Genomic DNA, 14,960 nt, shown 5'->3' on the forward strand with positions numbered 1-14,960 from the left:
TTTCATTTGGTTACTTCATTATATGCACTTAATAATAAAAGTGTAATTATGTTCAACTTAACAATACCAGAAAAAATGACATTTAATTCAATACAATCTATCATTATGCTTATTTGATAAGTGGTGTCAGCCTTCCCGTAGCAAATTCGTTTCGCTCATAAAACCCCCGGGGGTTTTTGTGAAGGAAGAATGATTGAACTTGATATAAAAATATGCACCCACTCATTTGGATGCATATTTTAATTCTCATCTTCTATTCTTAATTGTTATACAGACTTTTGTACCTTATTCAAAATTATATTTAAATACATTAATGTTTAATCATATTGTTTAGTACTCATTCCTATACTCAACGTATTTCTTAAATCATCTTGAATCTTCTTTAAAACAAGATCATATAATGATTTATCAAATTTCTAATAAAATGACCCACATTATATAACTTCTTATACTTATATATTTATTTCTCTGCCTTATATCTTTTAATTTCTTCCTCTAAAAAATTGAACCATTTTGATTTATCGATAGCTTTTGCAGTTATAAATATATCTTTATCTCCTCTACCAGACACATTTACAATTATATTTTTTCCCTTTTCTAGGGTAGGTGCAAGTCTTATAGCTTCTGCTAAAGCATGTGATGACTCTAATGCAGGAATAATCCCTTCATGTTTCGCTAAGAATTTTACTGCATTTATTACAGCTTCGTCTTTAGCACTTGTAAATTGTATTCTATCAATTTCTCCAAGATAAGCTAGTTGAGGTCCTATTCCCGCATAATCTAATCCTGCACTTATTGAATGTGTAGGAAGTAATTTTCCATCGCTATCTTGTAAAAAAAGTGACTTATATCCTTGTATAGCTCCAACCGTTCCCTTTGTACCAGTCATTCTAATAGCATGATCACCATAGCTATTACTACGACCTCCAGCTTCTACACCAATAAGTTTAACATCCATATCATCAAGAAAATCACTGAAGAATCCTATAGAATTTGATCCTCCACCAACACAAGCTATTAATATATCTGGTAATACTTTATTTTTTTCTAAAAACTGTTTCTTTGTTTCCTTTCCTATAATAGATTGAAATTCCCTTACCATATCAGGATAAGGGCAAGGTCCCAAAGCACTTCCTATTAGATAGTATGTATCTTCTGTTCTTGTTGACCATACCCTAAACGCTTCATCGACTGCATCTGTTAAAGTTCTTGTCCCACTAGTAACCGGAATAACCTTTGCTCCAAACATCTCCATCCAAAATACATTTGGTCTTTGTCTTTCAGTATCTATTTCTCCCATATATATTTCACAATCTAATCCCAGTCTTGCACAAACACAAGCTGTTGCTATACCATGCTGTCCTGCTCCTGTTTCCGCAATAATACGAGTTTTCCCCATTTTTTTTGCTAAAAGTGCTTGTCCTATAGCATTGTTTATTTTATGAGCTCCTGTATTAGCTAGACATTCCAGCTTTAAATATATATTAGCTCCACCTAAAGCTTTAGTTGTATTTTCTGCAAACATAAGAGGTGTAGGTCTTCCAACGAAGTTTTTTAATAAACCATAAAACTCATCCCAAAAAGCATCCTCTTTTACACATTCCTTAAAAAATCCTTCTATTTTTTCTAACTCTGAAATTAGTGATTCATCAACGTAACGTCCACCGAATTCTCCAAAGAAACCACTCATTTCATCTGGATTAAATTTCATATTAACCCTCCTTAAACTTAATTATTTTATCAATTATATATCTATTTCTTCTATTCTTTCTTTTTCCATAAATTTATTTTTCTTATTTTCAACGTATTTAATTACAGCTTCACACAATATAGCAATTAAAAATATTACTATACCTGTTACAATCCAGCGAACTATAGTAACATGTAATCCTAATATTTTAATTTCAAATGGAAGTAAAGCTACTTTTAAAGTTGCCCATGTACTAAGCATTATTATAACCACACGAATTTTAATACCATGTTCCATAAGTATTTTACTCAGTGAAAAACCCGGATAAATTGGACCGCTCACTAAAAGTCCAAATATATATCCAAACATAATACTCTTTATTCCTGTGTTTTTCTGTATCCCTTTTTGCACGGCATCAGAATTCATGCCTACTTTTATAAATGCTAATAGAGCAAACATTAAAATTAATATTGGTATTGTACTTTCACATGTATTTAAAAAGTTTATTAAAATATCCATTCCCTTATTATGATCAAATATCCATATGATTATGGTAGCTATTACTGCTGCTGTTAATAATAAATTATTTTTTATGGTCTTAATAAATTTATTCATATTATAACTCCAATTAAATATCCTATTAGTATTGATGCACTCAGTGTTATTACAAATCTAACTACTGTGAACGTAATCCCTAATTCCTTTTTCTCTAAAGGAATTGCAACTAATCCAACCATTGAAAAAGATGAAATAAATGCTCCTACTGCCGCTATACTTGCTCCACTTACAAGTAGGCTTGCTCCCAAAACAAATGCTATTATAGTTGGTCCTTCAAAAACACTTCCAAATACAGCAGCTAGAATTGGAGCGATTAATCCGCTATCCTTTCCAAGTAATGAAACTATTATCTCCTTTGGAATGCATACCTGTATAATACTAGCAATCAATATTATACCGAGCACATATGGAGTTAGACTAAAAGTAACCTTTCCAAACCCCACTCCAGCTACTTTTAATTTATTTTTATCATTAATATATAAGTAAACTGAAAATATAATAATTATAGCCAGATATGTTAACTCAACCATAACTCTTATTCCTCATTTGCTCTGTTTACTATATTTTCAAGTGCTTCTATTAAACTTTTATTTTCTTCTGAATTTCCAATACTTATTCTCACATATTCAGGATATCCAAACATTCTACATGGCCTAATTATAATATTTAAATTTTGTAGCTCCTCACACCATTTTTCACATTCTTTACCGAACTTTGCAAATACAAAATTTGCTTGAGATGGTATATACTCTATATCTAATGTTTTAAATGAGTCATAGTAATATGTTCTTTCCTTTTCTATCTCTTCATAATATACATTATCAAAAAAATCACTTTTCTTTAAAACTTCAATAGCTGCTGCTTGTGCTAAAGAATTAACATTATAAGGAGATCTTAATTTATTAACGCTCTCTATTACATCCTTATTTCCTACTGCATATCCAATTCTTAAAGCTGCTAACCCAAAGAATTTTGAGAAAGTCCTAAATACAATTATATTAGGATATTTATCTATAAATTTTACAGACGATTGAAGTTTCCTAGGATACACAAAATCAAAATAAGCTTCATCTATAACAACTATTACATCTTTAGGAATATCCTTAACAAAAGATTCAATCTCTTCATTTGAAATGAATGTTCCTGTTGGATTGTTTGGATTACATATAAATACTATTTTGGTCTTAGCATCTATACTGTCTTTCATAGCCTTTAAATCATGGCAAAAATTCTTTCCTTTAACTAATCTGCAATTTCCACCTGCAAGTTCCGTTAGATCTTTGTATCTAAAAAAGCTTGGATCAGACATTATAGTATTATCTCCGTTATTGACAAATTTCAATGCTGTAAGTGTTATAAGCTCATCAGAACCTGCTCCAATAAGTATATTTTCAGACTTTACATTATACCTGTCTGCTATAAGCTGCTTTAATTCTTCATTATCAACTTTTGGGTATCGATTTGTAAAATTTATTTCTTTATATAAGCTTTCTTGTATATCTTGTGATAATGGATATGAACTTTCATTTGTTGCTAAACAAACTACTTTAGATGTATCTACCCCTTTATACGGTGATTTATATTTCATATTAATTCCCCCTTATTAAATTCATAGCCCACATAATTATTGATAATTTCAACATCTTTTGGGAGTTGCTCTTTCATTAAAGTTATAGCATCAAGCCCTGTACAATGTCCTACAATAAATCTTTTTATACTAAACCTTTTAAGTTCATTTATAGTTGCTAGTACATCTTCCTTTGATGCAAATGTTAGATGCATTCCTCCAATAAACGTATTTATTTCATTTATGCCTGTAACTCTTTGTGCATGTTCTAATATATTTATTATTCCACAATGAGAGCATCCAGATATAACTACAAGACCTTGGGATGTTTCAATTGCTAAATTTAATTCATCTTGAAAGGTATCATCTTTTATATTCCCTTGCCTATCCTTAATTAATAATCCTTTTTCTAATCCACAATATCTATTAGATACTTTTACATTAGAAATACACCATATTCCCTTAACTATTTCAAAACTTCTATCTATACCTTGTCCTATATTTTTCAGATAACTTAACTTATTGCTTATGCCTATGTCCATAATTTTCTGTTTATTTAACCTAATCCGTTCTTCAAAAGCATTTTTATCTATAATTACTTTTTGATAATCTATTCCGTTGCATTTTAAGTAACTCAATCCCCCAGCATGGTCTAAATGCCCATGACTGATAATAATGTTTTCACATGCACTTAAATCTATACCTAATATTTGTGCATTTTCTATAAAAACACTGTTTTGTCCAACATCATAAAGCAAATGATGATTTTCATGTTCAATATATAAAGACAATCCGTGAGATGCTTTCAATCCAAAACTTGGTTCTAATCTATTTTCACATAAAGTTATTACTTTCATTTTATAACTCCATTGCTTTTAAATTCTTGTGCTCTATAATGTATTCAGTTAATCTTGTAACTCCAATTCCTGCACCACTCTTTATTATTTTTTTGTCTTCATTAAAAGCAAATAAGTTTCCTCCACCAGCAACAGCGTACTCATATTCAGGCAGACGGGCATCAAATAGTAAGCTATCACATGCGTCCCAACTTTTACCCATGAATGGTATTATTTTTATATTTTCATCTTTATGTTCTTTTTTTAACTCACGTAATACCTGTCTAAGAAATTCTATTCCATTATGAGATATTGAATTATTTGTAAACGAATCTAATATATCCAATGTTAATTGTTGATTTTTATCTAAATCCAATAGTTGTCCTACTTTTTCTGCAATCTTATTATCTCCGCATTTCTTTATATAATAATTTTTAAATGTGGTACCATCTTCATTACATTTATCAATTAAATAATATATTTCTCTTCTTTTATCTAATGGTAAATCAATTATTAATCCTTCTAATATCCTCTTGTCCGATACTCTAAAATAAACATCATCAAAATTAATTGCCTTAAAACAATTAATTAAAGTTTTTAATACAAGGAGACTTGACTCTATTTCTGTTTTTCCGTATATTTCAAATCCAGTTTGCCAAAATGATATAGTTTTTCCTTTACCAACATCTTCTTCTGATTCATTTCTTAAAAATTCTTGAGAATAAAAAACTTGTCCTGAATGATTGTGAATCTTATTATTTCGATTTAGATAATCATAAACTCTAAAAGTGCCTTCTGGTGAAATTATAGTTCCTATATCCTTTCCATTAAGGCTAAACTCAATACAATTATCAATAAATCTTTCGCCTAAATTAGAAATATTTTCTTCATAGATTGATTTTTTCGATACTATTCCTCCATAAAAATAATTAAAGTTTTGATTTAAAAGAGAATTCTCCAGACCATTTCTTAAATCCATAAAAACTTTAGCTTCATATCCAAACCATTCTCTTACGCCTGGTACTAACAATATTATTCCTCCATTCATTATTTAGTTGCATTACCATTCTATATCCACCAATTCCATATGTCAATATTTTGAATTACATGTATTTAGTTACATTTAATGACTACTTTTTGTTTATTTGCACAATATATTTCAAATTGCATACCCAATTTTATATGAACTAATATAATCTTATAATATTTTATAAATATTTTTAAATTAATTGCAAATACATCATATATTTTCAATTTCAAAAAAGTTTTCAAACAAATCTTCTATTTAAAAGAATTGCATATATATCATTTATTTGTTATATTTAAAATAATTTCAAATACATCATAATTATTATTAACTTTAGGAGGAAACTATATGGAAGATGAATCCTTTGGCAGGTACATTTCTGTAATTTATAGACACTTACACATACTTCTTAATAATCGATTAAAGCCTTATGAGGTTGGTAGTGGACAATATATTTTTGTTTCTGCTATTTATAATAATCCGGGAATCTCACAAAAGGATTTGACAGAATTAATCAAAATTGATAGGGCAACAACTGCAAAAGCTCTACTTAAATTAGAGACAAATGGATACATTGATCGAGCTCAAAACAAAGATGATAAGAGATATAACAAATTATACCTAACAAAAAAAGGAATGGATTTTATTCCAATTCTAAATAATATACAAGCTGATTTAACTAATATGCTAAGTCAAGGAATGGACTCTAATGAATATTCAGAATCTATTAGATTGTTAAAATTAATTTTTAATAATGTACAAAATTCTGTAGCACAGCTAAAAAATGATTAGAATCTATAAAAGTCCAAACATAAATTTAGTGAGTTTGATTGTAGCGCTACCCTAGATGCTCTGCTGCTTTTGTAAACCCATCAAGTTCAACTATGTTTGCAAATGCCTAATTTCCATTACTTTCATTCCTTTATCCCTAAAATATATACTATAACAATATCATATATTTCGATTATTAACTTCATTTATTTCAATTTTACTGATGATATGTGTAGTACTATAATCAAGAAAAACAAGTCTTAAAGATATATAATTAAAGGAGATGTTAAGTGTGAAAAAAGTATTACTACTTCTTGCCAATGGTTTTGAAGCTGTAGAAGCAAGCGTTTTTACCGATGTTATAGGTTGGAACAAATCAGATGGAGATGGTACTACAGAGTTAATAACTGCTGGAATAAGAGAGAATTTGAAATGCACCTTTAATTTCACTGTGATTCCTGAAATGAAAATCAGCGAAATCAATATTCATGAATTTGATGCACTTGCCATACCAGGCGGATTTGAAGAGGCAGGATTTTACGAAGATGCTTATAGTGAAGATTTCCTAAACATAATCAGAGAATTTGATAGAGCTGGCAAAATAATAGCATCTATCTGCGTTGGTGCACTACCTATTGGTAAAAGTGGAGTACTAGTTGGCAGAAATGCCACAACATATAATTTTGGAATAAGACAAAAACAATTATCTGAATTTGGTGTAAATGTTCATGGCACTGAACCTATTGTTATAGATAATAATATAATCACCTCTTATAATCCTTCAACTGCTTTCGATGTTGCTTTTAAACTTTTAGAAATGCTTACATCTAAAGTAAATTGTCAGAATGTAAAAAGACTAATGGGTTTTTATCAAGATACGAACTTGTAAATATATTTAGAGGTTATTAGAACCATCTAAAATAATTAATTGTATTTAAAATAAATGACCCACGACAAATTATCGTGGGTTTCATGGTGAAGGTGAAGCGCGACCTTTAAAATTCACTCCAAATTTAAAGAAATAATCTACACTTCTACTATTTTCTTTCGTACGTCTTCTTCAGTAACAATTGTCTCACAACTGTCAAAAACTACATTTTCAGTGTGTCGTAAATAATATGCTGATGCAGGAAGCTGCTTATACATATCGCTTTCTGGATAGACTGTTCCTGAATACTCAGGTGGATTATTGGGTTGTTCTGTTAGTCCACCACGAAATTCTGCTTTCACATTTTTGAAGAATATATTTTTGACATTGTGTATTTCTCCATCTTTTTCAACCCCAGATATATAACTTCCGTAATTTTTGAGCAGATTCTCAACATAGATATCTTCAAAATAAATATCTTTAATACTTCCTATGCGATGAGTTCCCCCTGGCGGAATATTAGCTCTATCACCCAGCACAATAAAAAATGCAGAACCAGCATCCTTAACTTCTATACGCTCAAAATGTATATTTTCTGCAATACCACCATCAACAACTTCTACACACATAGCACAAAATCTTGTATCTTTAACTACACAATCACAAATTGTACAATTAGTAAATCCGCCATAACTGAAGGTTCCAAACTTAATTGCATTTGCCATAGTGCTTACAATCATCATTTGACGTACTAAAATATTGTCACAACATCTTTCATGACCACTCTTAAAACATACAGTATCATCATCTGCAGTAAAATAACTATTTTCAACCAAAACATCATGACAATCACATAAGTCGATTCCATCTCTGTTTGGGAACCAATATGAAGAAATATTGACATCTCTCATATAGAAACTGTCACACTCTACTAACGGTATAGTCCACATACCAGCATTATTTACTGCAATATTTTGTATTTTGGAATTATTGCAGCCTACTAACAAAATTGCACTTGGCCTGCTGCTTTCTGATCCATAATCCCCTGGAAAATTACCACTTCCATCAATTGTTCCTCCTCCTTGAATAATAACTCCATTCACTCCATCAGCATATATCAAAGCTTTTTGAGGTCCTTGCTTTATCATATTCCAATTAGGATTATTTTTAGAAGTCATAGTTGGATAAGCCTCAGTATCAGTAACTCCCTTAAGCGTTGCATCAGTTTCTAAATACAATTCAACTCCACTCTTAAGTTCTATCATTCCAGAAAGATATGTTCCTCCTTGCAAATATACAACTCCGCCACCGTTCTTTGAACACTCATCAATAGCTTTTTGTATCTTATCTGTCACAACTGTCACGCCATCTGCAATAGCACCAAAATGTGTCACATCATAAATTTTTCGTTTACCAGCTGCTTCTTCTATTGATTGGACAGGGTTTTTATATACAAAAATCTGTTTTTCCATAAAACTTCCCATTCGTAAACCTGTTTCATACGAAGCAATTTCACTAACAGGATTCATAAATAGTGCACCACTCAAGCATTTTTCACCATCGACACAAACATCATAAGTTTTACTATTAGTATCAAGGGACACCCATACACTAAACCAAAATTCGTCCTTATATCTATATATTTTTTTTCGAACATTGCCATCATAAGCAAGAATGCACATACCATCACACCATATTGATATGGCTGGTTTTCCATTTTCATCATACAATGTCATAATGTTTTTTCCACGACCTGTTGCACAAAAACGAAACATGGCAGAAGCAATCACTTTTCCGCTTACAGACTCAAATGTATATTTTTTATTTTCCCCACTTTCAAGTAAAACTGTATCCATTACAGATAATGAATATTTAATGTCAGAAAATTTTTGCACATCAATTTTATCTTTTTTCATTATTACTTTTCTCCTCTCAAAATTCGCTCATAGGAATATCCACGATCACTTTTTCTTTCCACTTTCTTCAATTCAAAATAAATAACTGCATTTGGTTTTAGCTGAAAACTAATATCTATTACCAATTTTGTTGAAACGATACTTTCTGATTTTATAAGTGGTACTGCATGTTCCTTCAACAAAGCTAACTGTTCTGTTGACAAATTCGCCGGCTCTCCCATATCATGCCATAGCTTAAGTGGATTACAGCACTCCTCATCCACTGTTTTAGAGATCAAACAATAATCAGCATGTTTACTTGGTAATTTAATTTCAAGTTCCAATGATTCGCCAGTATAATTAACATCCATGTTCCACAAAATTCCACGATAGTTTCCATCCGGCAATTGTACTATAATTGCTTCCTCTGAACGATGAATACAATTTCCTTGCAACTGCTTATAGAAAGCAAATGTCCAAAATGTTGGTTTTGGTATACATCCATTTGCTACCATTCCAAATCCACCATGAAACGGAGTAAACGGAACCCCTTTTTCCTCAAAAACATCTCCAAATGTCCAGTAGGAGTATGACGCATGTTTGTCTCCCAAGAGTGACAACATTGCCGCTGTATAAGCAGCATTCAAGTTAGTATCGTGAAGTGGACAATCAGGTACATATGATGTGTTAAACTCTGTTATGTGTATATCCATTCCACAAAATTCATCGAAACTATCAACAATTTCTCGAGTTGTCTCTAACAACTGGAATGATTCTTTAAGATCATGAAGTTTTGTATACTCATAGTGACCTGATTTTTCAGGAAGATATGTTGCATAATGATGCCGCGTAATAAAATCCAAAGGAAGTTTCCTCTCTCGAACATATTCAAGAAAAGAACGAATCCAAATTTTATCAGTTCCACCACAAACCGCAGGTCCCCCAATTTTAAAAGCTGGATTTACTTCTTTTACCGCTAATGCTGTATACTCATACAATTTAAAATATTCCTGCATGTCACCATCTTTCCAAAAGCTCTTAAGATTTGGTTCATTCCATACTTCAATAGGCCACTGCGATACATCTTCTTTACCATAGCGTTCAATTAAATGATGTAACAACGCCTGAACCATAGCTGTCCAATCATTATAGTTTTTTGGTGGAGTCACATTGCCTTTCCAGTAAAATACTGTCTGATTTCCAGAAGCCATTTTCTCTGGCATGAACCCCAGTTCCAAGAATGGTCGGAGTCCAAGACTTATATAACTATCCATAACCCTGTCCAGATAAGTAAAGTTATACTCAAATACTTGCTTTCCACATTCATCCTCATAGCTCTGACAAATTGCCATATCGTCGCAGAACAAACCGTGACCGCGTATATGTTTGAAACCAATTACATTCTGCACCAACTTTAATTGCTCATAATACTCTTTATGCAGTGCTAGACCCATCCGCCCAGTACCCACACAAAAATCCATTCGGTTGTGAAAAGGTATCTCAATTCCATGTTCAACCAAAATGCTCTTTGCTTTACTCATATATAAATCCTCCCTTTATTTAATCTGAAATGCCAGTATTCTCATACTCCAACTAACCCTTAAATATCAACTGATAAGTTTTGAACTATTAAACACTTAATTGACACTTCTATATTCAAATGATATCATAATAAAATGCAATATTTATTGCGTATAAAATGTACTTTATTGCGTGAAATCGAGGTGAGCTTATTATATGCCTATATCTAACAACCCATATTTAGAGGCTACAGACAGAGATTTAACCTATAAAAATAAATCAACAATCGGTGATGCTACTTATCCTTACCATCGTCATAATAATTGTGAAATATATTTATTTCTGAAGGGGAATGTTAAATTTTATCTAGAATATGCCTGTTACCAATTGTCTCCCTATGACCTTATAATAATGAATCCTGAAGAAATGCACCGAATTGTCTGTGATGATGATTCACTGTACGAGCGTATCACCATTAACATAAAAAAATCCTACATGGATAAATTATCTAATTCAGCAACTGATTTATCTGCCTGTTTCTATCATCGCCCCATTGGAACAGGTAACATCTTAAGTCTTACACCAAAACAATCAGAGGATTTATTTAATTTATGTAACTTGCTCGACAACGCAATTTCATCTACTGATTATGGACACAGCATACAGAAAGATGCTTACCTATCTTTACTGCTTGTATTAGTTAATTCAATTTTTGAAAAAAATACAAGCAATAGTATCAGCATCATGCCTAACTACCTTATTGAAACAATGCAATACATAGAAAATCACTTAAGTGAAACTATTTCTCTGCAGCAACTTGGAAACAGATTTCATCAAGATAGAAATTATCTTAGCCACCAATTCAAGAAACATACTGGAATGACACTGCGTCACTATTTGCTAGATCGCAGAATTGCACGCGCAAAATCACTTCTTCTAAGCGGATGTAATGTAACAGAAGCCTGTTATCAATCAGGCTTCAATGATTATGCAAATTTTATACGCAGTTTCACAAAACTCGAAGGAACCTCACCTGGAAGATTCAAAAAAACTTAGACTCATAAGGGAATTTTTTAGGGCAAAACTCCCTTAATTCCTTAAATATAGTGGCTGTCGCACTAAATAATTAGTGCACAGCTGCTTCTTTTATATGGGAAATGTTTTTAATTGCAGCACAGCTGCTTCTTTTATATGGGCAGAAATTTTTAGCAGCTATAAATTTTATAAGCTGCTACTATGGAGATATGTTTAAACTTTAAAAATTACATTAAAATCTCATTTAAATTTATATAAACATTCCCTCAGCCCGCATTTTATAAGCATATTCTTAAGTAGAGAACCCAAATCTATGATTTGGTGTGAATCACTTATCCAGCGAACGTACGTGAGTCGGATTTCCTTTGATATTCTCACATTCTTAAGAATATATATTCGTGTATTCTTAAATTCTAAAGAGTATATATTATTACATTCTTAAATTCTAAAAACTTTAGAATATACAATACTATTATTTCTACAAAGCTTGGGGGTGTTATAGATGCAGATGGATCCAGTAATGATTCTAATAAAGTGGCTTGAATAGCAAAAAGGCAATGAACTTATATTTGGAGTTCATTGCCTTAAATTTGCTTATTCTTTTGTTTTTACTATTTGATTTATGCAATTTAAATCACCATCTTAAGATCTGATTATCTGTTGATGTATAAACTAACAATTTAGTATTTAAAATCCTTTTAATAACTTATAACAACATAAGTGTGTTTGTTGGAAAAAGAATATTTCTTATTATATAGTAAACAGCTTATGGAGCTGGATGTGGATAACAGTTATGCTCGACCTCAGGGAGATTTTATTCTTTATCTCCTAAATTGATACCTTATAATATTTTCTTATATACATAGCTTGCAATGCTAAGCTGTAATGCCACAAGCCCTGCAAGTAGGCCAAACGATATATATAGACTTGTCTGTGATGCTATAAATCCGATAATTGCTGGCCCCATAAGAATTCCCATATATCCCAGTGTACTTACTGCCGATACCGCCATGTTTAGAGGCATAATCGTCTGTTTACCCAGTAGAGAAAAAAATATTGGTACAATGTTCGCACTTCCGATTCCAATAAGGAAAAAACCTGCATAAAGAAGCAGTTGCCAAGGTGCCAAGATAACACACAAGAAACCAATTACAGATAACACACCCCCACCAAAAATGATAGGCTTACTACCAAACTTTTGCACAAGCCAGTCTCCTATTAAGCGCATCGTAAGCATCGCAGCTGAAAATACTGCAAATCCTGTTCCAGCCAGTGACATATCAAGACCGCGCACAGTTGTAAGAAATACGCCACTCCAATCCATAATAGCGCCCTCGACTAAAAATGCAATCATAGCAATAACCGAGATAAATACCACAATTCCACGTGGTACAGAAAAAATCGAAGATTCTTCCTTTTCACCACCGTCAATAAGCAAATATCTACCAAAAAACACCAATAAAACTATCATAATTCCACTCGCACAAACTGTAGCAATGAACGCCGTTAAACCAATCTTCAGCCATAGGCCAAATATACCAGCTCCAATAAAACCACCCACGCTCCAAAGTGCATGCATACCAGACATCAATTGTCGTCCAGAGGCTTTCTCCACGATAACAGCATGTATATTTACGGTAACATCAATCATCCCCATAACTGCACCGAATAGTAAGAGTGCTGGTACTGCGAGTATAAAAGAATCCACTCTGCTCAGACTCAAAAGCATTCCTGCATAGACTACTGTAGCAACACTTAGGACTCTTCGACAACCAAAACGAGCTACTGCACTCCCAGTGACTGGCATCATGATCAACGAACCAACTCCAATGCAAAGAAGCAACATACCAAGCATATCATTATCAATTCCTAAACGAGCTTTCAAGAGAGGTACCAAAGGTGCCCATGAGGCTGCGCCAAAGCCACCTATGAAAAAAAACGCGCGCGTAGCATGCTGTTGCCATCTACCTGGAATCGCCTGCACTAAATTATCACACGAATCTATCATTAAATCACCTCCCCTTCATATAATTTGGTCCCTTCAACTTCATATTTAGATGCTAAAGCTCTCCATAAAAAATCCCTCAGAAAATTATCTAAACTTTTACAAAACATATAAAAAAACCTCCATTTATAGCTAATACTTAAATTGTTAAAATTAAGTATTAATCTAGTAAAGTGTATTTTCACGCTTATCTTGCATACCATAATTAAATTACATTAAAATGCTATACAAGATAAGAGAACCATTCGCCTTTAAATCGAATTTAAATGTATAATCTCTTTTAATTCAGATATAATAAGCTCCTCATTGTTTTCACAATCTGTTCCACCAATAGATATGCTAGGTTTAGTTTTTCCGTGAAAATCACTTCCACAGGTTAAAAGCAATTTATGTTTTAAAGCAAATTCTTTGTAAAATTCTACTTGTTCTTTACTATGATAGCTGCTATAAACTTCTATTCCCTTAATACCACAAGAAATAATATCATTTAATAACTTCATATCTTCTTTAACATTATTTCCAGGATGAGCTAAAACAGGTATTCCACCACTTTCTTGAATAATTTTAATTGCTTCTTTCAAACTTATAAACTTTACTTCTGCATAAGCTTGTCTACCTTGAGCACAATAATCCCAGTAAAAATTAACATATGGATTATCACTTCTCGAACCATTTTCATAATATGGCATAAGTAATTGATTTTTGTGTTCCCTATCGAATTCCATAGCAGCTTCAGCAATCATCTCACCATTAACTACTCCATTCCTAGATAATGAAGCGATAACCTCATCTGAAAAGTCTATACCTAATTCACGAATTAATTTCATACGCTTTTTTGATGCACTTTGTTCCTGCTCTATAATATTTTCTTCAATTTCATGAAATATTTTATTCTCATAATTTATTCCATAACCTAAAACGTGTAAATTAACTTTATCCATAGTACAATCTAGTTCAATTGCTGGAATAATTTCAATATCTTTGCCAATACAATATTCTTTTGCTTCCTCTATTCCATTTACACTATTATGGTCAGCAATAGAAAAATATTTTATTTTATTTTTTAAACACAAATCAACCAATTCCTGTGACTTAAATTCTCCATCATCACTACAATTTGAATGCATGTGTAAATCAATAGAACTCATATAAATCTCTCCTTTTTTCATTTCATATTATTATCCCAT

General features: G+C 31.8%; 13 protein-coding genes. 3 read left to right on the forward strand and 10 right to left on the reverse strand.

Annotated features, from left to right (window positions below):
* Positions 1-460 precede the first annotated feature (460 nt).
* The 6 genes from trpB to D2A34_RS13595 are packed head-to-tail and all read right to left on the reverse strand — an operon-like array spanning position 461 to position 5,699.
* Positions 461-1,690, reverse strand: a complete 1,230-nt coding sequence (trpB, locus tag D2A34_RS13570; protein ID WP_119367275.1) for a tryptophan synthase subunit beta — start codon at positions 1,688-1,690, stop codon at positions 461-463.
* 54 nt (positions 1,691-1,744) lie between these two features.
* Positions 1,745-2,305 carry a hypothetical protein gene (locus D2A34_RS13575; RefSeq protein ID WP_119366975.1) on the reverse strand — a complete coding sequence of 187 codons (561 nt, stop codon included), beginning with the start codon at positions 2,303-2,305 and terminating at the stop codon, positions 1,745-1,747.
* A complete protein-coding gene (locus D2A34_RS13580; protein WP_119366976.1) occupies positions 2,302-2,778 on the reverse strand; it encodes a permease in 477 nt (158 codons plus the stop codon). Before D2A34_RS13580 ends, D2A34_RS13575 begins: the two co-directional genes overlap by 4 nt.
* A 5-nt stretch (positions 2,779-2,783) precedes the next feature.
* The gene (gene hisC, locus D2A34_RS13585) at positions 2,784-3,836 is read right to left on the reverse strand and encodes a histidinol-phosphate transaminase (RefSeq protein ID WP_119366977.1); all 1,053 of its coding nucleotides are present in this window, start codon (positions 3,834-3,836) and stop codon (positions 2,784-2,786) included.
* Positions 3,833-4,672, reverse strand: coding sequence for an MBL fold metallo-hydrolase (locus D2A34_RS13590; protein WP_119366978.1), 840 nt, complete (start codon positions 4,670-4,672; stop codon positions 3,833-3,835). Before D2A34_RS13590 ends, hisC begins: the two co-directional genes overlap by 4 nt.
* Before the next feature lies 1 nt (position 4,673).
* Positions 4,674-5,699, reverse strand: a complete 1,026-nt coding sequence (locus tag D2A34_RS13595; RefSeq protein WP_119366979.1) for an ATP phosphoribosyltransferase regulatory subunit — start codon at positions 5,697-5,699, stop codon at positions 4,674-4,676.
* A gap of 327 nt (positions 5,700-6,026) precedes the next feature.
* Here D2A34_RS13595 and D2A34_RS13600 point away from each other — a divergent pair, with 327 nt between their 5' ends.
* Together D2A34_RS13600 and D2A34_RS13605 are read left to right on the forward strand one after the other, a co-directional pair.
* Positions 6,027-6,470 carry a MarR family winged helix-turn-helix transcriptional regulator gene (locus D2A34_RS13600; protein WP_079441368.1) on the forward strand — a complete coding sequence of 148 codons (444 nt, stop codon included), beginning with the start codon at positions 6,027-6,029 and terminating at the stop codon, positions 6,468-6,470.
* Positions 6,471-6,741: 271 nt separating this feature from the next.
* Positions 6,742-7,338 carry a DJ-1/PfpI family protein gene (locus D2A34_RS13605; protein WP_119366980.1) on the forward strand — a complete coding sequence of 199 codons (597 nt, stop codon included), beginning with the start codon at positions 6,742-6,744 and terminating at the stop codon, positions 7,336-7,338.
* A gap of 137 nt (positions 7,339-7,475) precedes the next feature.
* Here the strand turns inward: D2A34_RS13605 and D2A34_RS13610 are convergent, their stop codons facing one another.
* Both D2A34_RS13610 and D2A34_RS13615 read right to left on the reverse strand, forming a co-directional pair.
* Positions 7,476-9,233, reverse strand: a complete 1,758-nt coding sequence (locus D2A34_RS13610; protein ID WP_119366981.1) for a glycoside hydrolase family 28 protein — start codon at positions 9,231-9,233, stop codon at positions 7,476-7,478.
* A gap of 2 nt (positions 9,234-9,235) precedes the next feature.
* Complete coding sequence (locus tag D2A34_RS13615; protein WP_119366982.1) at positions 9,236-10,753, reverse strand: GH39 family glycosyl hydrolase; 1,518 nt, start codon at positions 10,751-10,753, stop codon at positions 9,236-9,238.
* A 196-nt stretch (positions 10,754-10,949) separates the two neighbouring features.
* Here D2A34_RS13615 and D2A34_RS13620 point away from each other — a divergent pair, with 196 nt between their 5' ends.
* Positions 10,950-11,789: an AraC family transcriptional regulator gene (locus tag D2A34_RS13620; RefSeq protein ID WP_119366983.1), complete on the forward strand. Its 840-nt coding sequence runs from the start codon at positions 10,950-10,952 to the stop codon at positions 11,787-11,789.
* 820 nt (positions 11,790-12,609) lie between these two features.
* Here the strand turns inward: D2A34_RS13620 and D2A34_RS13625 are convergent.
* Both D2A34_RS13625 and D2A34_RS13630 read right to left on the reverse strand, forming a co-directional pair.
* Positions 12,610-13,776 (reverse strand): MFS transporter, encoded by a 1,167-nt coding sequence (locus D2A34_RS13625; protein WP_119366984.1) that lies wholly within the window; start codon positions 13,774-13,776, stop codon positions 12,610-12,612.
* A 248-nt stretch (positions 13,777-14,024) separates the two neighbouring features.
* Positions 14,025-14,921 (reverse strand): PHP domain-containing protein, encoded by an 897-nt coding sequence (locus D2A34_RS13630; protein ID WP_119366985.1) that lies wholly within the window; start codon positions 14,919-14,921, stop codon positions 14,025-14,027.
* Positions 14,922-14,960 lie beyond the last annotated feature (39 nt).

It is taken from the genome of Clostridium chromiireducens (assembly GCF_003575225.1).
Taxonomy (GTDB): Bacteria; Bacillota; Clostridia; order Clostridiales; family Clostridiaceae; genus Clostridium; species Clostridium chromiireducens.